Below are 24,444 nucleotides of genomic sequence, written 5' to 3' on the forward strand. Positions count from 1 at the left end.
CTTTGATCACAAAGCCGCCGCAAGCTTTACTCATATTGCACATAAACAAACAAAAATACGGCTTTTATCAGTTTTCTTAGGGAAATAAAGCAGAATGAACCAACAACTTACCGTCACCAAGCGTGATGGCCGTAAAGAAAGTATCGATCTGGATAAAATCCACCGCGTTATCACTTGGGCTGCAGAAGGTCTAGATAATGTTTCGGTTTCTCAAGTAGAACTTCGCGCTCACATCCAGTTTTACGACGGCATCACAACGACAGATATTCACGAGACAATCATCAAGTCTGCGGCAGACCTGATCTCTGAAGAGACTCCGGATTACCAATACCTAGCTGCTCGCCTAGCGGTATTCCATCTGCGTAAAAAAGCGTATGGCCAATACGAGCCACCAACGCTTTATGATCACGTGTCTCGCCTCGTCGATATGGGTAAGTACGATCAACATATTCTAGAAGACTACACAAAAGCAGAACTCGACGAACTTGATGCGTACCTCGACCATAAACGCGACCTAAACTTCTCATACGCGGCAGTTAAGCAGCTAGAGGGTAAGTACTTCGTACAGAACCGTGTTACGGGCCAAATTTACGAAAGTGCTCAGTTCTTATACATCCTTGTAGCAGCGTGCTTATTTGCGAAATATCCAAAAGCGACGCGTCTTGATTACATCAAACGTTTCTACGATGCGACATCGACATTTAAGATTTCTCTACCTACGCCAATTATGTCTGGCGTGCGTACCCCTACTCGCCAGTTCAGCTCATGTGTTCTGATCGAGTGTGGCGATAGTCTTGATTCTATTAACGCAACAGCAAGCTCAATTGTTCGTTACGTATCTCAGCGCGCTGGTATTGGTATCAACGCAGGTCGTATCCGTGCATTAGGCTCAGAGATTCGCGGTGGTGAAGCATTCCACACTGGTTGTATTCCGTTCTACAAGTACTTCCAAACAGCAGTAAAATGTTGTTCACAAGGTGGTGTACGTGGTGGCGCAGCTACTGTGTTCTACCCAATGTGGCACGGTGAAGCACGCTCACTAATGGTACTTAAGAACAACCGTGGTGTTGAAGAAAACCGTGTTCGTCACATGGACTACGGTGTTCAGTTAAACAAACTGATGTACCAACGTTTAGTTGAAGGCGGCAATATTACGCTATTCTCACCATCTGATGTACCTGGTCTGTACGACGCATTCTTCGAAAACCAAGAAGAGTTTGAGCGTCTATACGTGAAGTACGAGAACGATCCTTCAATCAAGAAAGAAACGGTTAAAGCGATTGAAATGTTCACTCTGCTAATGCAAGAGCGTGCATCAACGGGTCGTATCTACATCCAGAACGTGGACCACTGTAATACTCACAGCCCATTTGATTCTGAAGTTGCTCCAGTTCGTCAGTCGAACCTATGTTTAGAAATCGCACTACCAACGAAACCATTAACTAACGTTGAAGATGACTCAGGCGAGATCGCACTGTGTACGCTTTCTGCATTCAACTTAGGTGCTATCAAGTCTCTAGATGATTTCGAAGAGCTATCCGATCTTGTTGTTCGTGCGTTAGATGCACTGCTTGATTACCAAGATTACCCTCTACCAGCGGCATACAAATCGACTATGAACCGTCGTACGCTAGGTGTTGGTGTGATTAACTTTGCTTACTACTTAGCGAAGAATGGCGTGAAATACTCTGACGGTAGCGCGAACGGCCTAACTCACCGTACGTTCGAAGCAATGCAGTACTACCTATTGAAAGCATCTGTAGCACTGGCGAAAGAACAAGGTAAGTGCCCTTCATTCGACGAGACGAACTACGCGAAAGGCTTACTGCCGATTGATACGTATAAGAAAGATATCGACCTAATTTGTGACGAAGCGCTGCACTACGACTGGGACAGCCTACGTAAAGAAATTATGGAGCACGGCCTACGTAACTCAACACTGACTGCGCTAATGCCTTCTGAGACTTCTTCTCAGATTTCAAACGCAACTAACGGTATTGAGCCACCACGTGGTTACGTTTCAGTAAAAGCTTCGAAAGACGGTATCCTGAAGCAAGTTGTACCAGAGTTCACAGAACTTAAAGACAGCTATGAACTGCTTTGGAATATCGGTTCGAACGACGGTTATCTACACCTTGTGGGTATTATGCAGAAGTTTGTTGACCAAGCTATCTCTGCTAATACTAACTACGACCCGTCACGTTACGAGACTGGCAAGGTTCCAATGAAGAAACTACTTCAAGACCTGCTAACAGCGTATAAGTTTGGTGTGAAAACGCTTTACTACCACAACACTCGTGATGGCGCGAAAGATGAACAGAAAGACGCTGTTCAACCACAAGATGACGATTGTGCTGGCGGCGGTTGTAAGATTTAATCTTCCCGTACCTAGCGAACCCGTAAAGACAGACTATCGATAACCTCCCCCTTACGGGGAGGTTTAAAAGGAATTGAGGCATTATGGCTTACAGTACTTTTAACCAAAAAAAGAATGACCAATTGAAGGAACCAATGTTCCTAGGTCAATCAGTAAACGTTGCACGTTACGACCAACAAAAGTTTGAGATTTTCGAAAAACTTATCGAGAAACAACTTTCTTTCTTCTGGCGTCCAGAAGAAGTAGACGTATCTAGTGACCGTATCGATTACAACAAACTGCCAGATCACGAGAAGCACATCTTCATCTCTAACTTGAAGTACCAAACGCTTCTTGACTCTATCCAAGGCCGCAGCCCTAACGTGGCACTGCTGCCGCTTGTGTCTCTGCCAGAACTAGAGACTTGGATTGAGACTTGGTCTTTCTCTGAAACGATTCACTCTCGTTCTTACACACACATTATTCGTAACATCGTGAACGACCCTGCTGTAGTGTTTGATGATATCGTTGAGAACGAGCACATTCTGAAGCGTGCAAAAGACATCGCGCACTACTACGACGATTTGATTCAAGCGACGAATGATTACCATCGCTACGGTGAAGGTGAGCATGTCCTTAACGGTGAAACGGTTAAGGTTAGTCTGTACGATCTTAAGAAGAAGCTGTACATCTGTCTGATGTCTGTTAACGCATTAGAAGCCATTCGTTTTTACGTAAGTTTCGCATGTTCTTTCGCTTTCGCAGAACGCGAACTAATGGAAGGTAACGCGAAAATCATCAAGCTGATCGCTCGTGACGAAGCACTTCACTTAAACGGCACGCAGCACATGATCAACCTGCTACGTAACGGTCAAGATGACTTCACTTTCATGCAAATCGCAGAAGAGGCAAAACAGGACTGTTTTGACCTATTCAAAGAAGCGGCTGAGCAAGAAAAAGAGTGGGCAGAGTATCTATTCAAAGATGGCTCTATGATCGGTCTAAACAAAGACATCCTAAGCCAATACGTTGAATACATCACAAATATTCGTATGCAAGCGGTAGGTCTACCAGCAGCGTATCCAGAAGCAACAACCAACCCAATTCCATGGATTAACGCTTGGTTGTCTTCAGATAACGTTCAAGTTGCGCCTCAAGAAGCAGAAATCTCTTCTTACCTTGTGGGTCAAATTGACAATGAAGTTCGCGCAGATGACTTCGAAGGATTCGAGCTGTAATGGCAACACTCAAAATCAACAAACTGATCAGCATTGAATCCAACCCTTCCAATACGATTTTGGAAACAATGGAGCAAGCTGGCCTATTACCAGAATACAACTGCCGTGATGGGCACTGCGGCGCCTGTCGCTGCAAATTGGAGTCTGGTGAAGTGGAGTATGTTGGTTTTGCCATGGCTTACACACAAAGTGATGAAATATTACCTTGTATCTGTAAAGCAAAATCAGATTTGTCACTTAGCGGCGTTAACTACGCGATGAAAGAAAAGCAGCGCGCATAACGTTGACTCGACGGTATAAAATGCAAAAGCCAAGGTAATCACCTTGGCTTTTTTGTCTCTGTTTTTTGTCTCTCAGACTACTGTAGAGAGCTTTGGTTATAAAGCACTGCTCGGGAGGTGCATCTCTTTAACTTTCTCTAAAAATGCATAATGCGCAAACATCGGTTTACGTTCTAGGTAGCGACGCAACAAGTCTAGTGCTGCCGTGCTGATCACTTTAACTTGATCATTGCGCTGATACTTTTTCGAGAGTTTATATAATGCTCCCCACTCGCCTGACGGTGTCGATAAAGCGACGGAAAAAACGCCCTCTTCAATATGGCCAGTGACGAGTGATAAATCCGTCCCACACTTCTCTCGCGTAGCACCAGCCAGAGCAAACGTTTCTGCTAATGGATCTCCGCTGTTGCCCATCGCCTGAGTCAGGCTCGGTAGTACCCAACCATGCCCTAGTTGCTTTTCAGCGTTTTCATCACTGTTTAGCCAGTACGTTAAGTATCCCCTGCTACTTTTTTCGGAGGTCGACACTGTTAGTCCTTTATCGACCAACAACTGGCCGACATTTTCAACCATAGGTAAATCAATACTAACGGTATTACTCTCAAGGTGTTTATTAATTATCTGTACGAGTTTCAAACGCTGTTCAAGCTGATCTGAAGGACCAAAAAGTTTCACTTCAATAAAAGGCAAGTAAGAGCGATACCCTAGCTCATAGCCTTGAGGAAGTTTTAGCTTATCTAGCTTATCTGAAATACCGGATTCAGACAGACCAAACGTGTAGATTCGGCTACAACATGAACCTTGCACATCGGGAAACACTCTTCTCAGATCGGGAAGAATTTGCGTCTCTGCCATGAGCTTAAATTCACTTGGTACACCCGGTGTGAAATAAAAAATGGCATCATTAATCAGCATTTTGAAACCGCAAGCAGTGCCTATCGGGTTGTCCAATATCTCTGCCGTTTCTGGCAGCATTGCTTGCTTTAAATTACTGTCCGGCATAGGGATGCCACGTCGAGCATACAAACTTTCTAGATGCTGCAACCACTCTTTGAATAGCACCAGTTTACAATCGGCGGCTCTCGCGGCGGCGGCAGCACTCATGTCATCCGTTGTAGGGCCTAAACCACCATTAACAATAACCACATCGTTGTTAAAGCTGAGCATTAAAAACTCTTCAACCAAACTCGATAGGCTATCACCAACCGTTGAGCGCTTTGTTAAGCCAAATCCATGTTGATAAAACAGGCTAGACAACCATGCCGCATTAGTATCAACAATATCACCGTGGAGGACTTCCTCACCAGTACTAAGCATTGCTATTTTCACAACTGACTCCTGAACGTAAGCACAATCCTATTTTCGTTATAGCGCTTATTTTTCTTTTTATTTGGACAAATCTCGCCGAGGTTTGTTGGGACTAAATAAGGGTCAAGTGTTTAAATGATTGATGTTTTGAGGGATAATTACGAGCCCGAACATACACCATTAACTCGGAGACCTTTGTGTCAAAATCATCCATGTTCAAGACGACTCTAACAGGCCTTTGCTTGGCTTCGTCAGCGCTTGCGCAAGCAAGTCACTATGACCTAAGCCGTCATACAGAGTTTTCTTACACACCTGATTGCTTGTCAGGTTACTGCGAAACGACGACTCTGTACACCTTCGAGGCTCAAAATCGCGGTGTTATGTATGAACAGAATAATGATGATTCGCTAAACCTTGACGCAGGGCTTCAGCCTAAACATCTCATCATCCCTCAAGATAAAGACTGGGATTATCTGATGGGTCAAACCTACACCATTCTAGGTCTCAGTATCGCGACCGTAGGCATGATGACTTTTCTTCCAGAAAGTATCACCAAATGGGACGAAGAAGACCGGGACATGAGTAAGTTGGGGCAAAAGTGGAAAGATAATGTCTCTGACGGCCCCGTTTGGGATCGCGATGAACATGTCCTCAACTACATCATGCACCCATATTTTGGCGGCGTTTACTACACGGCAGCACGTCACGCTGGCTATAATGAATTTCAGTCGTTTTTGTACTCCGCAACTATGTCGACGTTCTTTTGGGAGTATGGCGTAGAGGCGTTCGCAGAAGTACCATCTTGGCAGGATATTTTTATCACACCGTTCTTTGGTGCTGTTGTTGGTGAAATGATGTTAACGGCTGAGCAAGACATTATTGCCAACGGTGGCGAAGTTATGGGCTCTGAAACCGCAGGTGATGTTTCGCTCTTCTTCTTAAACCCTGTTGGACATATTCATTATTGGGTAACTGATGCATGGGGCGGTAGTGCAGAACTACAATTCAATTCATCACCTTGGTTTGGAAACCAAGATATTGCAAAATTCGCCATGGACGCAGGTGCAAACTACGACAGTCAATTTTATGGTGTCGAGTTAAAAGTAACCTTCTAATCCTAAGTTGATACTCGGTAAAAAGCAGCCTTACGATGGCTGCTTTTTTGTGCTCTGAACATTGTTTTAATTATTTCCATCACGAATTAGTGTTAAAAATTGACTTTCATCAAACATTACCCGCCCTTAGCACCTACACTAAATAAAAGGATTTATTCCAATAACTTAAGTAGCACGTTTATTCGTACTGCGTCCAAACCTTGATTCCAGGAGGGGACATTATGAACACCGTATTTATTGTTAATTTTGTCGGACAAGCGTCACCCGCCACGATTAAAGAGCTCGCTGCAATCACACACGAAAACGGCGGGAAATGGCTGATCAGCAAAGTAAACTTTATCGAAGACCAAGTTGCAGGTGTCATCAAAGTAGAGCTTCCAAGAGAAAATGCCGACATCGTTAAACAGGCGTTCTCTTCTTGTCAGACTCTTGTTGTTAGGTTCGTCGACTCTGAACCTCATTCATATCGTGAAGACACTATCTTCCAACTTCGTTTAGATGCCAACGATAGAGCGGGTATTGTGAATGAAATTACTCACGTTCTCGATAATCAAGGTATCTCAATTTTAGATATGGATTGTCAGCGTGTATTCATTGCTGGAGGCGGAGGGGTAAGCTCTAGCTTATTCAGCGCTAAAATGGCGATAAAACTGCCTAGCGAGCTAGAAATTGAAGACATAGCCAATGAGTTAGAATCTCTGAGTGAAGACACTCGTGTGATTGTGGAGAGTTAATCACGTACTGTTATCGTTTCCCCAATAAAAAGAGCAGCGATTAAGCTGCTCTTTTGGTGCTTATGGCGCGATACGTCTTATTTCACTGACCACTGAGATAGTGAACGTTTGAAATCAGAGTAGTCAAATTCATTCAGTTTTTGAATGTCACCATTCGAGCGTTCACAGTAGACCGACGGCATACGTAGACCGTTAAACCAGTTCAATTTCACCATGGTGTAACCCGCACTATCAAGAATATGCAGACGTTGTCCAATTTCTAGCGGCTGTTCAAAGTTCGCCACGCAGAACTGGTCACCCGCAAGGCATGAACACGAGCCGATCACATACTCATGTTCACCATTTTCAGACGCTTCTAGAATCGATGCAGGCTCGTCGTAAATCAACGTATCAAGACGGTGTGCTTCTGTTGCTGAATCCACAATCGCGGTTTTCTTTACGTTCTCAACGATATCAACCACAGTGACCACTAGGTCAGTCGTCTTGGTAATGATCGCTTCGCCCGGTTCTAGGTACATTTGCACGCCGTGTTTTTCAGCAAACGCTTTCAGCGCTAGGCCAAGCTTTTCGATGTCATAACCCGGCCATGTGAAGAATACCCCGCCGCCCATGCTCACCCAGTCCAGCTTATCTAGGTACTCGCCAAACTGATCTGAAATAGCATCGAGTAAGCCGATAAACGCATCCACGTCTTTGTTCTCACAGTTCATGTGGAACATTACGCCATCAATACCATCAAAAATTTCCGGTTTGATGTGATCAGCCTGAACCCCAAGACGAGAGAATTGACGCGCTGGGTTTGCTAAGTCTTGCCCTGCATAGCTCACACCTGGGTTTAGGCGCAAGCCAATCGATGCTTTACCTTCGACAATATGACGATAAGCCGCTAGCTGTGACTGAGAGTTAAAGATCATCTTGTCACAGATGTCCGCCACATCGCGAACGTCATCTTCGCTGTAACCCACACTGTATGCGTGTGTCTCACCACCGAACGTTTCGTAGCCAAGCTTCACTTCAAACGGGCCAGAACTTGTTGTTCCGTCTAGGTAAGGCTTGATGATGTCGAATACACCCCATGTTGAGAAGCACTTCAGTGCTAATACAAGCTTCACACCAGAGATGTCTTTTAGCTGTTTTGCTTTCTCTAGATTCTCAATCAGCTTGTCTTCATTGATCATGAAGTATGGCGTTTTTAGTTCGTTTTGTTGCATTTTGATACCTTACGTCCCTTCGCCTTAGCAAAGACACTATAAAATCGAACAAAGCCGACGCAAGTGCATCGGCTTAAACGTACAAATAAGAGTCGCTAAATTCTTACTTCAATTTATGGATAACAGGTTGTCCTGGCTCCAGTTCTTGAACATGCCAATCTAGACCAATAGATGGCATGGTTTCTAGGAATGGGTCTGGATCTAGCTGCTCCATGTTGAACACGCCTTTGTCTGCCCATTTACCACGGAAGAACTGCAAAGCCGCAGTGATCGCTGGTACGCCAGTGGTGTATGAGATAGCTTGGTGTTCAACATCTTCGTATGCGACTTCGTGATCAGCGTTGTTGTAAATAAATACACTGCGCTCTTTACCATCTTTCTTACCTTGAACCCAAGTACCGATACACGTTAGGCCAGTGTAGCCTGGCGCGAGTGATGTTGGATCTGGTAGTAGTGCTTTTAGCACGTGCAAAGGTTGAACAACCGTACCGTCGTGAAGCGTTAGTGGATCTGGGCTGAGTAGACCGATGTCGCGCATCACATTGAAGTAGTTTAGGTAACGGTCACCAAAGCCCATCCAGAATTCGATGCGTTTCGCCGGGATGAACTCTTGCATAGATCGAACTTCGTCGTGCGCCATTGAGTACACTTTGTGTGAACCACAATTCGGGAATTCAAACTCAAGCATACGTGAGTGACAAGGTACTTGTTTCCACTCGCCGTTTTCCCAGTAGAACGAATCGCCTTGAATCTCAAGCATGTTCGTTTCTGGATCAAAGTTAGTTGCGAACTTCTTACCGTGGTCGCCTGCGTTTACATCCATTACGTCGATAGTATCGATTTCATCGAACAGATGCTTCACTGCGTATGCGGCAAACACCGATACTACGCCCGGATCGAAACCAGCACCAAGAATACCTGTAATGCCCGCTTCTTCAAACTTCTCACGGTAACCCCACTGCCAATCGTAAGCTTGAGGTACTTGTTGGCCTTCAGAGCACAAATCAACCGCAACAGATGTATCAAGGTATGACACTTTAGCTTGGTAACATGCTTCCATAATAGACATGTTCACCCAAGGAGGACCTGCGTTGATCACTAAGTCAGGTTGTACTTCTTTAATTAAAGCAACTAAAGAATCTACGTCGTCCGCGTTTACCGCTCGCGCTTCTAATTTCTTAGTTGAATCTTTCAGATTGTTTTTCTTCTGAATCGATTCGATGATTTTCTCACACTTACCTACGGTACGTGATGCGATTGTGATATCACCCAGAACGTCGTTGTTTTGTGCTGCTTTATGTGCAACTACCCAGCCAACGCCGCCTGCACCAATCTGTAGAATTGCCATAGTTTTCCGTTACCTTTGTTAAACTAGCTCTGCCGCTAGCGTATTGATTTTTGAGAGCAAAGATTCAAAGTCCGCCGTCGTCAGACACGGGTTCAAAATCGTAAATTTCAATGCAGTTTTATCGTCGACAATGGTTTCACCCAATACCGCAATACCGCGTGTTAACGCTTCTAAGCGCAACGTTTTGTTCAGTTCATCAAGATCCGCTGATTCATTTGTCGCGCGGAACAGAACCGTAGATAGTGATGGTTCAGCCAACAACTCAAAGTGTTTGGTTTCTCGAATCATGTCCGCCACTTCAAGCGTCTGCTCAAGCAAATGATCATACATATCGCCTAGGGCTTTTGGCCCTACGCTTTGCATCGTCATAAACACTTTGAGCGCATCAAAACGCTTAGTTGTCGCAATAGACTTATCCACCAAGTTCGGTAGTTCGTCGTGTTCGCGGTTCAAATAGTCTGCATGGTGAAGCAGGAATTTAAAGTTAGACTTGTCATTTACCAATAGCGCACCACAACTGATGGTTTGGTAAAACAGCTTATGGAAGTCTACGCTGATGGAATGTGCACGCTCACAACCTTTCAGACGCGCTTTTTGGCTACTTAGAATCAGAGCTCCACCGTATGCACCGTCGACGTGCATCCACATGTCATGTTTCGCTGCCATATCGGCGATAAAGTCTAAGTCATCAATAGCACCGTGGTCCGTTGTGCCCGCTGTGCCAACAATGGCAAATGGGATCAAACCTTCTGCTTTGGCCTGATTGAGAACTTCGTCTAATTTAGTGACATCCATCGTTCCATCGGCATTAGCATCGACAGTCATGACCGCTTTTTCACCCAGCCCCATCCAAGACGCTGATTTTTGAACCGTGAAGTGGGATTTTTTTGAACATACAATACGTAGCTTGTCTGCGTATTCAGGAAGGCCAAGCTTTTGAATTGAGTGTGCACTGAGTTTGTCAGCAATCCAGTCACGCGCTAACATCAAGCCCATTTGGTTACTTTGCGTGCCGCCGCTCGTGAAGATACCGTCCGCTTTTTCACCTAACTCATATTTATCGCATAGCCAGTTCACAACTTTCTGTTCAACATAAGTCGCTGATGAAGCTTGATCCCATGAGTCCATAGACTGGTTCAAAGCCGCAATCATTGCCTCTGCCGCAATCGCTGGCATCAAAGGTGGAGTATGCAGGTGAGCAATACAATCTGGATGTTGAGTAAAAATTGCGTTTTTCGCGACCAGCTCAGCAGCATCGTCGATAACGGTTTTAAGAGGCGCATTTCCATTATCAAGATCAACGTCGTGAATCGCTGCTTCCAATGCTTTTGGATCCATACCTGAATACGGTGCAGTCACTTGTTCAAACACTGACTTCATTGCCGTAGTAGTGTGATTCATCACCGAAGCAAATTCATTGCTGCCCATCTCTCCAGTGTGGATGAAATGCTTCTTCCATTCATCTTGTGGCTGAATTTCGATGTGACTACCGCCAGCGGCTAAAATCGCGTCTTCAAATACACGTAAAGCAAAGTCGATTTGCTCAAACGAGATGATAAGAGGAGGAAGGAAACGAATTACTGCGCCTTCGCGTCCACCTTTCTCAACGATCAAGCCACGCTCGAGTGCTGCGCGTTGAATAGAAAGTGTGAGTTCACTATCCGCTTGAGGTTCACCAAATTTATTGAGCTCACCGTTTGGAGTTTTAATCTCCACGCCTAGCATCAAACCTTTGCCACGAACCTCTGCGATACAGTTCACACGCTTTTGAATACTTTCAAGGCCGTAGCGCAAGTACTGACCCGCAATATTGGCATGCTCAACAAGATTATCACGTTGGATAATTTCTAATGCTTTCGCACCAGAGACCATGGCTAACTGGTTACCACGAAATGTACCTGTGTGCTCGCCCGGCTTCCATGTATCATGTTGCTTGTTGATAACCAATAGCGACATTGGTAATCCACCACCAATTGCTTTTGATAAACACAGAATATCTGGAACAATGCCCGACTCTTCGAACGCGAAATTGTAGCCAGTTTTACCAACACCACACTGGATCTCATCGAAGATCAGTAAGATACCGTGTTCATCACAAATACGACGTAACTCTCGTAGCCAGAATGCTGGCGCAGGAACAACACCACCCTCACCTTGCACTGGCTCCACGATAATCGCGGCAGGCTTCATAATGCCTGACTCATCATCGTTTAAAAGACGATCGATATAGCGAATACTTGCTTTCGCACCTTCATCACCGCCAAGCCCAAAAGGACAACGCAGGTTGTATGGGAAAGGCATAAAGTGCACATCCGACATCAAACCAGTTCGACGAGCTTTCGTGCCTAAGTTACCCATCATCCCCATCGTACCATTAGTCATACCATGGTATGCGCCGCGGAAGGCAAACATAGTGTTGCGACCGGTAGTCTGTTTCGCGAGCTTGATAGCAGCTTCAACCGCATCAGCTCCAGACGGGCCACAAAATTGGATAACGCTGTTCTCGCTTAACTCTTGAGGAAGAAAAGACTTAACAGATTGAATAAACGTCGTTTTTGCTGATGTTGCAATATCTAGCGTCTGATATGGCAGTCCTGAATCTAATTGCTCTTTCAGAGCTTGGTTTATTTCAGGATGGTTATACCCCAAAGCTAGAGTGCCTGCCCCCGCAAGGCAGTCTAGAAAGATCTGTCCACGCGTATCTTCAACCAAGCACCCAAAGGCTTGTTTAATTGCGATCGGCAAACGACGTGGATAAGAACGTACTTCAGATTCATGCTCAGCCTGATCAATCAATACTTGATCTGGCGTTAAGTCATACGTTCCCTCAACGATAGGAACCTGAGACGAAAAAATGTTTGCGATATTGCTATCGACTTCAAAGGCAGTGCTCATACTACATAATCCCTTGAATTATAATAATTCTGTATCCTGTATTAATAATCATTAGAATGAAATTACAGGAGGTGTGAATACCCCTCCGCATTTGTCAGTGCATAAATGACAAATACAGATCATCCGCCACGATACTCGCGACTTTATATGTAAAAGGGATTAATCAAGGTTCTGTAATGCACCCGTTTTGTAAAACAGGACATTTCGGCAGTATGAAGCTGATTAGTGTGTGTTTATTCAAAGGTTTCAATGTTGGGTTTCCCATTAATATGCCGCGTTTACAGCATTAGTATCCCGTCTATCGACAAAAGGCTTTGCCGATACCTACCCTACGCAGTGTCACAATCAGCTTGAATGGTCACTACGCGTATCCCCCAGAGATCAAACGTTGTTAATTACGCTCCGAGATTGCGCGCGAATTTATCACAAAATAAAATCTTCTGGCAACGATTTTTCATATTAGTAACAGTGATGTAAATCACAACAAAACATACCCCATCGCAACTGTCGTGCTCATAGTCGTGAGCTATGCTTTTCTGCTTCTCTCAAACAGCTGTTATTTAAACAAATATTCTTGAGATATCATCACCTCATCCAACAGAGGTTTAAGGTTGTGCTGCTTAATCGTAAAACATTCCTTTCTATATCCGGAACATTTAAAAAGATAGCATTCTCGTCACAGCTTTGCCTGGATCAAGAGTGGTTATTCTCCACAAGTGATGGTTTAAACATAGACTAGTAGGAATGGCTAAGATGCTTTGCAATGGCAGAATGAACAATCACTTGAGTCAATGAGACAAAGGGTTCGTTACTTAACGAAGTCTGTGACAGAAAAGAAGTTTGAGATTTTCAAAAAAATACGAAAAAGGCCTAACATTTTCATGTTAGGCCTTAAATCTGGAGCGACACACGAGGTTCGAACTCGTGACCTCAACCTTGGCAAGGTTGCGCTCTACCAACTGAGCTAGTGTCGCATTTAATATGAGATGGTGCCCCGGGCCGGACTTGAACCGGCACAACGCGAACGTCGAGGGATTTTAAATCCCTTGTGTCTACCAATTCCACCACCAGGGCACACAAATATTCTTTGTGATGCCTTTACAGAAAAGTAAAACACCATCTGATATCGCCAATGCCATATCAATAAAATTTGGAGCGACACACGAGGTTCGAACTCGTGACCTCAACCTTGGCAAGGTTGCGCTCTACCAACTGAGCTAGTGTCGCATTTTTCTCGAAAGCCATTCGCTCTCAAAAGAATAATGGAGGCGCCTCCCGGAGTCGAACCGAGGTCCACGGATTTGCAATCCGCTGCATAGCCACTCTGCCAAGGCGCCTCATTTGTGAATAAAGCTAAGCTTTTTCACCACCCTTTTGAGCCGTGCTCTCTTGGGTACGGGATGCATTCTACGGATTCGAGCGATCGAGTCAACACTATTTTTATTTTTTTAAATCGTTTGACTAGAATTTGTGCGAAAGACGATGGATTGCTTAGTTTTAATACTAAAAATCGCTTAAATACACTTGTTTATCATAAAACTTTGGCTACGCCTTACACTGCTGGCCGTGCGTTGCGTGCATTGGAGTATTAATAATCAGAAGACTCGCCTCTCTAAGACTCTCCAAGGACAAAAACAAGACTTAGATCACAAATGGAACTCTATCGAAGCAAAAGCCCCAGATACAAATTGTAAGCATGGCCGTTAGCAAGCATTGAAAAGCGAGAGAAACAAAAAATGCTGTAGATTGTCTTAGATACAAAAAAGCAGGCTATTAAGCCTGCTTTCTAACATCAGAATTTAATGGTGCTCTTCATTCAACAGATCGTCTTTCGCAGCAGCCAAATATTGAATCATTGACCAATATGTCAAGAAAGTTGCCACATACAAGGCCGCAAAGCCTAGCCAAACCATCCATTCATCGTAACGCCATATCAACACCCATAAGGCGAACATTTGCGAAACAGTTTTTACTTTGCCAACCCAAGATACCGCAACACTCGCTCGCTTACCGATTTCAGCCATCCATTCTCGCAATGCTGAGATAATGATTTCTCGCGCAATCATCGTTACCGCAGGAATGGTCACCCAAATTGAATGATAATGTTCCGTGATTAGAATCAATGCCGTTGCCACTAGCACTTTATCAGCGACAGGATCAATAAACGCGCCAAAACGAGAAGTTTGGCCAAGTTTACGGGCCAACATGCCGTCAAGCCAGTCAGTAAAACCGGCTACCCAAAACACCATTGCTGCTGCAAACGGTGCCCATGAATAAGGTAGATAAAAGACAACCACAAAAACAGGGATTAGGAACAGTCTAAGAAGAGACAGAATGTTCGGGATATTCAAACGCATTTTATTATTCTCTTACACATTGCGGCTTAATGTTGCGCGATTTTCCTTATTGTTTCAATGCTTGGAAAATAATTTCTGCTAAAGAGTGACTTATTCCCGGTACTTTGGCGATTTCTTCGACACTTGCACGTTTAAGTTCTTGTAACCCACCCATGTACTTGAGTAACGCCTGACGTCGTTTAGGGCCGATTCCCTCAATCCCTTCGAGTGCACTCGTACGTCTGGTTTTACCTCGCTTAGCACGGTGCCCCGCTATAGCATGGTTATGACTTTCATCACGAATATGTTGGATAAGATGCAGCGCAGGAGCATCGCTTGGTAAATGAAACTCGTCCCCATCGACTGTAATCAGCGTTTCTAAACCTGGTTTGCGAGTAACGCCTTTTGCAATACCAATCATGATAGGACGCTTTGGCCAATCCCCCCAGTACTGCGAAATGATGTCATGCGCACGATTTAACTGACCTTTACCGCCATCGATAAAGATGATGTCGGGAATTTTCTCTACGTCCAATTGCTTCGAATAACGGCGCTCCAACGCTTGTCCCATTGCTGCGTAGTCATCACCACCGGTAATCCCAGTAATGTTGTAGCGACGATACTCTTGCTTAACGGGGCCTTCATTGTTGAACACCACACATGACGCAATCGTGCTTTCCCCCATCGTATGGGAGATATCAAAACATTCCATTCGAGCTATAGACTCCAAATTCAATGTTTCGCGAAGCGCATGAAAACGCTGATTAATCGTCATTTTGTGATTGATTTTGGTGGTAATCGCCGTTAGTGCATTAGTGTTCGAAAGCTTGAGATACCTTGCTCGAGAGCCAGTTGGCGACGTATGAAAATGAACCTTACGGCCTGCCACTTCACTTAACGCTTTCTGTATTGGCGCAATATCTTCTGCCAACTCTTGATTCAAAATAATACGAGAAGGAATTGTACGTGCTTCGTTATGGCTCAAATAGTATTGAGTCAGAAAACTATCGAACACTTCCTGCTGGCTTGTATTTTGTGGGATTTTCGGAAAATGGCTACGGCTACCAAGCACTTTGCCTTGGCGTATCATCAGGATATGGATACACGCGATACCATTCTCCTGAGCAAACCCGAGTACATCCATATCATCCATGCTGTCTTCTGAGACGTACTGCTGCTCTTGAACACGCCTAATCGCTTGGATTTGATCGCGAAATTTAGCGGCATCTTCAAAGCGCAATTGCTGACTGGCAACTTCCATTTTCTCGATCAGTTGTTTGAGTACTTGCTGATCTTTGCCTTGCAAAAACATGCGCACAAAGCCAACCAACTCTGCATATTCTTCATCAGAAATGATGGTATTAACGCATGGTCCTGCACAACGACCAATTTGGTACATCAAACATGGGCGCGTTCGGTTGGAATAGACAGTGTCTTCACACTGGCGCACAGGAAACATCTTTTGCAGCAAATGCAATGTTTCTCTTACTGCACCAGAATCTGGGTAGGGGCCAAAATATTCACCTTTGCGCTTCTTGGAGCCACGGTGGATAGAAAGCCGTGGGTGCTTATGACCGCTAATAAAGATATAAGGGTAAGACTTATCATCTCGCAGCAACACATTGTATTTCGGTAAATACTGCTTGATGTAGTTATGCTCTAAGATCAGCGCCTCTGTCTCAGTGTGAGTCACCGTGACGTCTATTTTGGCGATATTACTGACAAGCGCGCGAGTTTTCTCACTGTCTACTTTTTTTCGAAAGTAGCTTGAAAGGCGCTTTTTAAGGTCTTTGGCTTTACCTACGTAGATTACAACAGCTTCGGCGTTGTACATTCTGTAAACGCCGGGCTGATGAGTTACTGTTTTGAGAAAGGAAGCCGAATCGAAGGGAGGATTCACGCTAAAGGGTCTCGGTGTCCAGCATTCCGTGGCGAATCGCTAAGTGAGTTAACTCAACGTCACCATTAATGTCCAATTTACTAAAGAGTCGGTAGCGATAGCTGTTGACTGTCTTTGGACTTAAATTAAGTTGCTCAGAAATATCCGTTACCTTTTGGCCTTTGGTGATCATAAGCATGATCTGCAATTCACGCTCGGATAAGTCTTTAAAAGGGTTCTCAGAGGCTGGAGAAAATTGACTCAATGCCATCTGCTGCGCAATCTCTGGCGAGATGTAACGCTGCCCACTATTAACTACACGAATCGCATTCACCATTTCGTCAGGGCCAGCACCTTTGGTTAAATAACCAGACGCACCTGCCTGCATCACCTTGGTTGGAAACGGGTTTTCTGTATGAACGGTAAGTACGATGATTTTCACATCAGGATTCACGCGAAGAATTTTTTTAGTGGCTTCCAAGCCGCCAATTCCTGGCATGTTCATGTCCATTAAAACGACGTCAGCATGATTACTGCGACACCATTTTACTGCATCTTCACCGCTGTCAGCTTCTCCTGCTACGTTCATTCCACGGACGTCTTCAATAATACGTCGTATCCCTGTGCGAACCAGCTCGTGATCATCTACAAGGAAAACATTTATCAAACTTGTATCTCCACACTTTGTATTGGTTCTGCACCCACATAACCATTATTTGTTAAATGTGGATATCAGTATGACTGCCTATATACTAACGTAATCGACAAAAAATTGCTTTCTATGAATATGTGCTGAAACGCAAACTTTAGCAAGAACTTATTCATAAACCACTCTATTATTTTAGAGCGTGATGAGCAGAACCGAAATCTAAGAAAAGACAATTAACAACATTAAGTACAATAAATCAAGTAACTAGGTTTCATATTGCCCAGAGAAACACGCTATAACTTAAAATGACACTGTCCCTCTTGCACCAAAGACTAACTTGTAATCACTAATTCCAGCAAAAATTTGAGACGCTTTCTTTACTGGTTATTTTTACAGTTCTTAGTGTTAAACTAACGTTCTTCAAGTTTTCTAAGGTTTCTCACATTTGAATATTCAACAAGGCTTCCTGCTAACTCGACAGGCACGAGACATCAAAGGTCAAACTCAAATCGAGCTGTGGCTTTCGACAGAAGCAGGTCCTACTCAGTTACTTATTAATGGTGAGAAGCCAGTATTTTTCATCGCTCAGAAACACTCAGAGCAAGCAAAGACACTCGCACGAGAAAAAAACATATTCGTCGACATCCGCCTTTTGGACCTCAAAACCTTTGAACATACGCCTCTTGCTGCCTGCTATACCAATGTAACCAGAGACGCTCTCGCACTCAAAGACACATTCGCTCAAAAAGATATCACTACGTATGAAAGTGATATTCGCCTCGCCGATCGCTACCTAATGGAGCGTTTTATCAAAGGCAGTATCGAGTTTACAGGCAATGTGACTCGCACCAATGGCTACCAACGCGTCCAGAGCGCAAAATGCCGTGCGGGGCAATATGAGCCGAAGTTAAACGTTGTCTCGTTAGATCTAGAATGCTCTGAGAAAGGCATTCTTTACTCAATCGGATTAGACAGCGTCATGGATTCCCGCGTTATCATGATCGGAGAACCAGAACCTTCGGAGACACCGATACAATGGGCTAAGGATGAAAAAGCGCTTCTAGAAGCACTCATCGATTGGTTTAAAAAATTCGACCCCGATGTCATTGTCGGTTGGAATGTCATTGATTTTGACTTTCGTCTGCTACACAAACGAGCAGAATGGCACAACATGAAGCTAATGCTTGGCAGAGCAGACCAAGCCAGCTTTTTTAGAAGTTCATCTCAAAGCCAACAAGGGTTTATCTCCATTCCCGGGCGAGTTGTGATGGATGGTATCGATACGCTAAAAACGGCTACTTACCACTTTCGATCTTGGTCATTAGAGTCTGTATCTCAAGAACTCTTGGGGGAAGGTAAAGAAATCCACAACGTGCATGACCGCATGGATGAGATCAATCGTATGTACCGCTCCGACAAACCATCGCTGGCTAAATATAATTTACAAGACTGCGTGTTAGTGAATAAGATTTTCAATCACACTCACCTGCTTGACTTTGCAATAGAGCGCTCTCGTCTCACTGGTGTCGAACTGGATCGTGTTGGCGGTTCGGTTGCAGCATTCACAAACCTATACATGCCTCAGATACACCGAGCAGGCTACGTCGCCCCAAACCTACACCCTGAAAATTGGATTGCCAGCCCCGGAGGTTACGTGATGGACTCCATCCCTAACCTATATGATTCTGTTTTAGTATTGGATTTTAAGAGTCTATATCCATCGATTATTCGCTCTTTCTTGATTGATCCTATGGGTTTAGTTGAGGGGTTATTGCTCCATATTGGAAAAGAAGAAAATCAGGCTGTACCTGGCTTTCGCGGTGGGCAGTTCCATCGTACGAAACACTTTTTACCAGAAATGATTGAAAAGCTTTGGGCAGCACGTGATGTTGCAAAGAAGAACAATGAAAAAGCTTTTTCTCAGGCAATCAAAATCATCATGAACTCCTTTTATGGCGTACTGGGCTCATCGGGATGTCGTTTCTTTGATACTCGGTTAGCTTCTAGTATTACCATGCGCGGACATGAAATCATGAAGCAAACTAAGGTGCTGATTGAGGAGCAAGGATATCAAGTGATTTACGGCGATACGGATTCCACATTCGTGTCGTTGAATCGACCATACAGTCAAGTAGAAGCTGACGCTGTTGGAAATCAATTAGTTGATTACATCAACTCTTGGTGGCAAGAACACCTGCGTTCTGAGTACAACCTAACATCTATGTTGGAAATCGAGTATGAAACCCATTATCGCAGATTCCTTATGCCAACGATTCGTGGCGCAGAAACTGGCTCGAAAAAGCGCTATGCGGGTTTAATCGGTGAAGGAGAGCAAGAACGGATTGTATTTAAAGGGTTAGAAAGTGCCCGTACTGACTGGACCTCGTTAGCACAGAAATTTCAAAATACACTCTATAGCATGATTTTCCATGGTGAAGATCCAAGCGACTATGTCCGAGAGATGGTTGAGAAAACTAACAACGGTGAATTTGATGAACAGTTGGTGTATCAAAAGCGACTGCGAAGAAAACTGCATGAGTATCAGAAGAACGTCCCGCCACAAGTGCGTGCAGCTCGTTTAGCCGATGAGATAAATGCCAAGCTTGGCCGCCCATTACAGTATCAAAACAAAGGGCGAATTGAATACATTATTACCGTGAACGGCCCTGAACCTTATGAGTACCTCAATAGCCCGATTGATTATCAACATTACATTGATAAACAACTCAAACCCGTTGCGGATGCGATTCTCCCTTTCATTGGGACGGACTTTGACAGGCTTTCAGCGCCACAAATGGGGTTGTTTTAGCCGATACGAAACTCTGTTTTCTGGTACTGTTTGACTAACCAATCACCAAACGCATCAATTAGCCCGATAACAGAACGCTTGGGAATACCCCGGCCAGAAAGTAAAATTTCTAGCCGCTCGATCTCAAGCTGCTTTTCAGGATGATAAGTTAAGAATACCTTGCCACATTGTATAGGGTCATCAAACCAACGTTTATCTCGATACATCACCAAAGAGTATGACGCTCTTAGTAACTTTTTTGCAATCACGCGCTGGGCGGCCACCTGCTCTTCTATCGTCTTCGCTTGTACGATTTTTTTGCGATACACCGTAATCCAATCTTCCACATCCATATTCCAGTGCTTAGCAATTTCCCAACTTGGGACGTAATCACCAAAACAGTCTGCTAGATCATCACCATAAACACAGACACAGCAATGCTTAAGCATAAAGCCCCAAGTGAAAATACTGTCTAAATTAGCCACTTCACTCACTAAGGCTGTACGGACCGATACACCATTAACGTGAGGGTAACTCTGCTGCGCACGCCACTTAATTGTGTTGAGCAAAGTCGCGCGATTGTGCTCAAAGGATGATTGAGTAACGACAACCAGGTCTAAGTTCGACTTCCCAACGATCGCTGTTTTACGAGCAACACTACCGTATACATAAACGCTGTGTAAGTTTTGCCCCAATCCACCTTTGAGACAAGCGGTGACTTCCCTAATTAAAGGCGCAAACTCTGGTTGAAATGGTTGTTTAGGATCGATAACAGGCAGAGACATGACTTAAAACGTGTTCTCAGATGGTTCAAGAAGTTGGGCTATATGTTCTCTTAGCCGACTCACCGAATCAAGTCCATTCAGGTGTTTAGTCATGGGAGTAACAACAAATTTCTGCAATGAATTTTAATGCTAGGCGGCTAACTTAGCGCTATAATCACCGAGTTTTGCTTAATAAGTATGAATAGGAATATACAATGCCAAAGGCAAGTGAAATCAAAAAAGGCTTCGCAATCGAGTCTAATGGTAAAACTCTTCTAGTTAAAGACATCGAAGTAACGACTCCTGGCGGTCGTGGCGGCGCTAAAATCTACAAAATGCGTTGTACAGATCTAAACACGGGCGCACGTGTAGATGAGCGTTACAAGTCTGATGACGTTGTTGAAACGGTAGAAATGAACAAACGTGCAGTTGTGTACTCATACGCTGACGGCGATGAGCACATCTTCATGGATAACGAAGACTACTCACAATACACATTCAAGCACAATGAAGTTGAAGACGACATGCTGTTCATCAACGAAGATACACAAGGTATCCACATTATCCTTGTTAACGGTGCTGCAGTGGGTATTGAACTACCATCTTCTGTTGAGCTAGTGATTGAAGAAACTGACCCTTCAATCAAAGGTGCTTCTGCATCTGCTCGTACTAAACCAGCACGCTTCGCTTCAGGTCTTGTCATCCAGGTTCCTGAGTACATTGCAACTGGTGACCGTGTTATCATTAACACAGCTGAACGTAAATACATGAGCCGAGCATAAGCATGTCTGATTTGATTTCTTACGACGACGTCATCGACGCAGCGTACGACATTTTCCTTGAGATGGCTCCAGATAACCTAGAGCCTGCTGACGTGATTCTGTTTACTGCGCAATTTGAAGATCGTGGTGCCGCAGAACTTGTTGAAACCGGTGATGACTGGGTTGAACATGTTGGCTTCGAGATCGACAAAGAAGTATATGCAGAGGTTCGTATCGGCCTAGTAAATGAGGAAAATGACGTTCTTGATGACGTATTTGCTCGTATGCTAATCAGCCGAGACCCTGAACATAAGTTCTGCCATATGCTTTGGAAACGCGATTAACGTTTCTTCATCATGAACAAAAATACCAGCCTAGTGCTGGTATTTTTTTATCTGTTGTTTTCGTCTAGCTGAGATATTTGTTTATACAAAGCACCCTGCTCTATATCGGCTTTAGATCCTTTTGTTATGTAACAGATAAGAAAAAGGCTTGCCGAATTGGCAAGCCTTTCTGATGTTTTGCTATCGATTAACGATGCTTGTTGCGTGCGCCTTGGTCACCAGCAGTCTTCTTCGGCTTACGACGAGAAGGGTTGTTGCTGCGACCTTTTGGCGTGTTAACACGCTCTTCATGGCGCTTAACTGCGCGACGAATTTTTTGGCTGCGTGCACGCTCACGTTTGCGTGACGTGTTGTCTTTGTTCAGATCAAGCATGGTTTCTTTCTCTGGACGAAGCTCTACAAGCTCACGCAAGTAGTTTACTTCTTTCAGGTCAAGCTCCATCCAACCGCCACGAGGCAGTTTCTTGTCTAAGAAGATGTCGCCGTAACGAACACGTTTCAGACGGCTAACGGTACACTCTTGCGATTCCCATAGTCGACGAACTTCGCGGTTACGACCTTCATTGATAACAACGTAAAACGTGTGGTTCATGCCTTCACCACCCGCGTAAACAACATCTTCAAAGCGAGCTAAACCGTCTTCCAGTTCAACACCTTTTACTAGATTACGAACTTTCTGTTCAGTTACTTCACCGAACACACGTACTAAGTATTCACGTTCAACTTGGCGGCTTGGGTGCATTAAGCGGTTCGCCAGTTCACCATCCGTTGTGAAAAGTAGAAGACCAGAAGTGTTCGCATCCAGACGACCAACTGAAATCCAACGAGAGCCACGAATTTTTGGCAGACGATCAAAAACAGTACGACGACCTTCTGGATCGTGACGAGTACACAGTTCACCCTCAGGTTTGTAGTACGCAAGTACACGACAAATCACTTCTTCTTGAATCTTTGCAGAGACAATGTGACCATCGATACGAACTACGCTGCTCTCGTCTTCAAGTCTTTCACCAAGCTTAGCGACTACACCGTTCACGCTAACGCGACCAGATTTAATTAACGATTCAATCTCACGACGAGAACCGTGACCAGCACGTGCTAATACTTTTTGTAACTTTTCGCTCATTTATCTACCTATGTGTCGTCTTCACAGACGTCTAGACCAGGATTGGTCTGCATTTTGCTATTTACCCATTTCAGTGGGATTTTTCGGTCGGACATTATACGTAACTTTCTTAGTTAATGTAAGCTAAATAGGCGCCATTCTCCACACCAAAATTCACTTCAAAAATGACCGAAATATTTGTCCTATTCTGCAACTTTTTTACTACTTAATGCAGGCATTGCTCAACGAGAATCCCACTAATATCGGTCTTCCTGAACCACTTTAACCACGCTGTACCTGATAAAATTGTCAGGGTTACAACAATAACCACTTGGGGTGTGTTTACTGTTCGTATTGCTAGAAAGCAACGAAGAATAAGCCGTCCCTGTTTGCTGCTAAGTAATACCAATCACCGCAGACAATGAGCGCTCATAGCAAAACAAGGTCGTGGGTAGCAAGACAAAAATTGTCTTTAAGTCATTAGTTCACATCAAAAAATAACACTAATGCTATCGTGTACTCTGACTCTCTAGGTTCGCTCTGCACTCTCGGCGATTGGCATAAATCAGACAAAAAGGAATAGAACAATGTCTATGCTAAATCTCGACCTAAATTGGATTTTTGGGACATCTCAAGATGACGATATGACAGGCACAAAAGGCTCTGAAACAACCGATATTTTCTTCGGCTTCTGTGGTGATGATAAGTTTGTAGGATACGGAGGTAATGATATTGTCTTCGGTGGCTGGGGAGATGATACCTTGCTTGGTGGCCGAGGTAACGACTTTGTTTCTGGCGGCTTTGGAAACGATTTCCTATCCGGCGGATTAGGAAACGACAAACTCTTTGGTGGCTGCGGCGACGACACAATTTTTGATTATTCAGGCAACAACTACTTGAGTGGTGGCTGGGGTAACGACACGCTCGTTGTTGGTGATGGTGAATCAGTACTGAGCGGTGGCTGTGGAGACGACACCTTCGTGCTTACAAACCGCCTGGCTATTGGTGTACCTGATCAGCCAGTGTCTTCCAACGATATTGATGTTAAAGCCGACATTGTCGATTTTAATATTTTCCATGACAAACTTGTCTTTGATATGGGCCGAGACACTGATAACGATGGCATTCGAGATACGTTCTTGGATTCAGCGGATGATCTGACTTTATCTTACAATGAATGTGGCTGGGCAGTATTCTCAAGTGATGAATACAATGTTGAAGTGACACTAAACGGTGTGAGCTCTGCATACATCAACTATGCAGAACAAAATGGTATCGACATTTTCGATTTCGCTTAACCTCAATCAGTTAAGTTCAATGAGATATTCGATA

General features: G+C 44.3%; 18 protein-coding genes and 4 tRNA genes. 9 read left to right on the top strand and 13 right to left on the bottom strand.

Annotated features, from left to right (window positions below; translation table 11 throughout):
• The first annotated feature begins 94 nt into the window (after window positions 1-94).
• From nrdA to yfaE, 3 genes are all read left to right on the top strand, one after another.
• Window positions 95-2,377: a class 1a ribonucleoside-diphosphate reductase subunit alpha gene (gene nrdA, locus R7Z41_RS05580; protein WP_005376819.1), complete on the top strand. Its 2,283-nt coding sequence runs from the start codon at window positions 95-97 to the stop codon at window positions 2,375-2,377.
• A gap of 83 nt (window positions 2,378-2,460) precedes the next feature.
• Window positions 2,461-3,594, top strand: coding sequence for a class Ia ribonucleoside-diphosphate reductase subunit beta (gene nrdB, locus R7Z41_RS05585; protein ID WP_005376818.1), 1,134 nt, complete (start codon window positions 2,461-2,463; stop codon window positions 3,592-3,594).
• The gene (gene yfaE, locus R7Z41_RS05590; RefSeq protein ID WP_005376817.1) at window positions 3,594-3,875 is read left to right on the top strand and encodes a class I ribonucleotide reductase maintenance protein YfaE; all 282 of its coding nucleotides are present in this window, start codon (window positions 3,594-3,596) and stop codon (window positions 3,873-3,875) included. Before nrdB ends, yfaE begins: the two co-directional genes overlap by 1 nt.
• A gap of 96 nt (window positions 3,876-3,971) precedes the next feature.
• Here the strand turns inward: yfaE and R7Z41_RS05595 are convergent, their stop codons facing one another.
• The gene (locus R7Z41_RS05595) at window positions 3,972-5,204 is read right to left on the bottom strand and encodes a CinA family nicotinamide mononucleotide deamidase-related protein (protein WP_225477562.1); all 1,233 of its coding nucleotides are present in this window, start codon (window positions 5,202-5,204) and stop codon (window positions 3,972-3,974) included.
• A 191-nt stretch (window positions 5,205-5,395) separates the two neighbouring features.
• On the opposite strand from R7Z41_RS05595, the gene R7Z41_RS05600 reads away from it, so the two are divergent.
• Both R7Z41_RS05600 and R7Z41_RS05605 read left to right on the top strand, forming a co-directional pair.
• On the top strand, window positions 5,396-6,298 hold the full coding sequence (locus tag R7Z41_RS05600; RefSeq protein ID WP_225477581.1) for a DUF3943 domain-containing protein: 903 nt from the start codon (window positions 5,396-5,398) through the stop codon (window positions 6,296-6,298).
• A gap of 221 nt (window positions 6,299-6,519) precedes the next feature.
• On the top strand, window positions 6,520-7,032 hold the full coding sequence (locus tag R7Z41_RS05605; protein WP_005376814.1) for a glycine cleavage system protein R: 513 nt from the start codon (window positions 6,520-6,522) through the stop codon (window positions 7,030-7,032).
• Between the two features lie 77 nt (window positions 7,033-7,109).
• Here R7Z41_RS05605 and nspC read toward each other — a convergent pair whose 3' ends face one another.
• The 10 genes from nspC to uvrY form a co-directional block, all read right to left on the bottom strand.
• Window positions 7,110-8,243, bottom strand: coding sequence for a carboxynorspermidine decarboxylase (gene nspC, locus R7Z41_RS05610; protein WP_054577687.1), 1,134 nt, complete (start codon window positions 8,241-8,243; stop codon window positions 7,110-7,112).
• A gap of 103 nt (window positions 8,244-8,346) precedes the next feature.
• Window positions 8,347-9,591: a carboxynorspermidine synthase gene (locus tag R7Z41_RS05615; RefSeq protein WP_012841628.1), complete on the bottom strand. Its 1,245-nt coding sequence runs from the start codon at window positions 9,589-9,591 to the stop codon at window positions 8,347-8,349.
• Window positions 9,592-9,609: 18 nt separating this feature from the next.
• Window positions 9,610-12,486: a pyridoxal phosphate-dependent class III aminotransferase gene (locus tag R7Z41_RS05620; protein ID WP_225477560.1), complete on the bottom strand. Its 2,877-nt coding sequence runs from the start codon at window positions 12,484-12,486 to the stop codon at window positions 9,610-9,612.
• Window positions 12,487-13,384: 898 nt separating this feature from the next.
• A tRNA-Gly gene (locus R7Z41_RS05625) sits at window positions 13,385-13,460 on the bottom strand.
• Window positions 13,461-13,473: 13 nt separating this feature from the next.
• Window positions 13,474-13,560: transfer RNA gene (locus tag R7Z41_RS05630), tRNA-Leu, on the bottom strand.
• A 77-nt stretch (window positions 13,561-13,637) separates the two neighbouring features.
• Window positions 13,638-13,713: transfer RNA gene (locus tag R7Z41_RS05635), tRNA-Gly, on the bottom strand.
• Window positions 13,714-13,749: 36 nt separating this feature from the next.
• A tRNA-Cys gene (locus tag R7Z41_RS05640) sits at window positions 13,750-13,823 on the bottom strand.
• Between the two features lie 462 nt (window positions 13,824-14,285).
• Complete coding sequence (pgsA, locus tag R7Z41_RS05645) at window positions 14,286-14,843, bottom strand: CDP-diacylglycerol--glycerol-3-phosphate 3-phosphatidyltransferase (RefSeq protein WP_005394805.1); 558 nt, start codon at window positions 14,841-14,843, stop codon at window positions 14,286-14,288.
• A gap of 46 nt (window positions 14,844-14,889) precedes the next feature.
• A complete protein-coding gene (uvrC, locus tag R7Z41_RS05650; RefSeq protein ID WP_206970706.1) occupies window positions 14,890-16,722 on the bottom strand; it encodes an excinuclease ABC subunit UvrC in 1,833 nt (610 codons plus the stop codon).
• 1 nt (window position 16,723) lies between these two features.
• On the bottom strand, window positions 16,724-17,368 hold the full coding sequence (gene uvrY, locus R7Z41_RS05655; RefSeq protein ID WP_005386783.1) for a UvrY/SirA/GacA family response regulator transcription factor: 645 nt from the start codon (window positions 17,366-17,368) through the stop codon (window positions 16,724-16,726).
• 427 nt (window positions 17,369-17,795) lie between these two features.
• On the opposite strand from uvrY, the gene R7Z41_RS05660 reads away from it, so the two are divergent.
• Entirely contained in the window at window positions 17,796-20,159 is a 2,364-nt protein-coding gene (locus tag R7Z41_RS05660) for a DNA polymerase II (RefSeq protein WP_213896692.1), read from the top strand.
• Here R7Z41_RS05660 and R7Z41_RS05665 read toward each other — a convergent pair.
• Window positions 20,156-20,923, bottom strand: coding sequence for an elongation factor P (locus tag R7Z41_RS05665; RefSeq protein WP_017635724.1), 768 nt, complete (start codon window positions 20,921-20,923; stop codon window positions 20,156-20,158). The two genes, R7Z41_RS05660 and R7Z41_RS05665, sit on opposite strands and share 4 nt — an antisense overlap.
• A 194-nt stretch (window positions 20,924-21,117) precedes the next feature.
• Between R7Z41_RS05665 and yeiP the strand changes: the two genes are divergently transcribed.
• Both yeiP and R7Z41_RS05675 read left to right on the top strand, forming a co-directional pair.
• The gene (gene yeiP, locus R7Z41_RS05670) at window positions 21,118-21,684 is read left to right on the top strand and encodes an elongation factor P-like protein YeiP (RefSeq protein ID WP_005376801.1); all 567 of its coding nucleotides are present in this window, start codon (window positions 21,118-21,120) and stop codon (window positions 21,682-21,684) included.
• Window positions 21,685-21,686: 2 nt separating this feature from the next.
• On the top strand, window positions 21,687-22,007 hold the full coding sequence (locus tag R7Z41_RS05675) for an HI1450 family dsDNA-mimic protein (RefSeq protein ID WP_005376800.1): 321 nt from the start codon (window positions 21,687-21,689) through the stop codon (window positions 22,005-22,007).
• Window positions 22,008-22,194: 187 nt separating this feature from the next.
• On the opposite strand, the gene rluB is transcribed toward R7Z41_RS05675, so the two are convergent.
• Window positions 22,195-23,133: a 23S rRNA pseudouridine(2605) synthase RluB gene (rluB, locus tag R7Z41_RS05680; protein WP_005376798.1), complete on the bottom strand. Its 939-nt coding sequence runs from the start codon at window positions 23,131-23,133 to the stop codon at window positions 22,195-22,197.
• 566 nt (window positions 23,134-23,699) lie between these two features.
• Between rluB and R7Z41_RS05685 the strand changes: the two genes are divergently transcribed.
• A complete protein-coding gene (locus tag R7Z41_RS05685; protein ID WP_005376796.1) occupies window positions 23,700-24,410 on the top strand; it encodes a calcium-binding protein in 711 nt (236 codons plus the stop codon).
• The last annotated feature ends 34 nt before the right edge of the window (window positions 24,411-24,444 follow it).

This window comes from Vibrio sp. 1457 (genome assembly GCF_033340195.1).
GTDB classification, from domain to species: Bacteria; Pseudomonadota; Gammaproteobacteria; order Enterobacterales; family Vibrionaceae; genus Vibrio; species Vibrio alginolyticus.

What these genes read in the sequence shown, in the direction of transcription:
- rluB (WP_005376798.1), bottom strand. Translation starts at nt 23,133, where the DNA reads ATGAGCGAAAAGTTACAAAAAGTATTAGCACGTGCTGGTCACGGTTCT.
- R7Z41_RS05620 (WP_225477560.1), bottom strand. Translation starts at nt 12,486, where the DNA reads ATGAGCACTGCCTTTGAAGTCGATAGCAATATCGCAAACATTTTTTCG.
- R7Z41_RS05600 (WP_225477581.1), top strand. Translation starts at nt 5,396, where the DNA reads ATGTTCAAGACGACTCTAACAGGCCTTTGCTTGGCTTCGTCAGCGCTT.
- nrdA (WP_005376819.1), top strand. Translation starts at nt 95, where the DNA reads ATGAACCAACAACTTACCGTCACCAAGCGTGATGGCCGTAAAGAAAGT.
- yeiP (WP_005376801.1), top strand. Translation starts at nt 21,118, where the DNA reads ATGCCAAAGGCAAGTGAAATCAAAAAAGGCTTCGCAATCGAGTCTAAT.
- R7Z41_RS05605 (WP_005376814.1), top strand. Translation starts at nt 6,520, where the DNA reads ATGAACACCGTATTTATTGTTAATTTTGTCGGACAAGCGTCACCCGCC.
- yfaE (WP_005376817.1), top strand. Translation starts at nt 3,594, where the DNA reads ATGGCAACACTCAAAATCAACAAACTGATCAGCATTGAATCCAACCCT.
- R7Z41_RS05615 (WP_012841628.1), bottom strand. Translation starts at nt 9,591, where the DNA reads ATGGCAATTCTACAGATTGGTGCAGGCGGCGTTGGCTGGGTAGTTGCA.
- R7Z41_RS05685 (WP_005376796.1), top strand. Translation starts at nt 23,700, where the DNA reads ATGTCTATGCTAAATCTCGACCTAAATTGGATTTTTGGGACATCTCAA.
- nrdB (WP_005376818.1), top strand. Translation starts at nt 2,461, where the DNA reads ATGGCTTACAGTACTTTTAACCAAAAAAAGAATGACCAATTGAAGGAA.
- nspC (WP_054577687.1), bottom strand. Translation starts at nt 8,243, where the DNA reads ATGCAACAAAACGAACTAAAAACGCCATACTTCATGATCAATGAAGAC.
- R7Z41_RS05675 (WP_005376800.1), top strand. Translation starts at nt 21,687, where the DNA reads ATGTCTGATTTGATTTCTTACGACGACGTCATCGACGCAGCGTACGAC.
- pgsA (WP_005394805.1), bottom strand. Translation starts at nt 14,843, where the DNA reads ATGCGTTTGAATATCCCGAACATTCTGTCTCTTCTTAGACTGTTCCTA.
- R7Z41_RS05665 (WP_017635724.1), bottom strand. Translation starts at nt 20,923, where the DNA reads ATGTCTCTGCCTGTTATCGATCCTAAACAACCATTTCAACCAGAGTTT.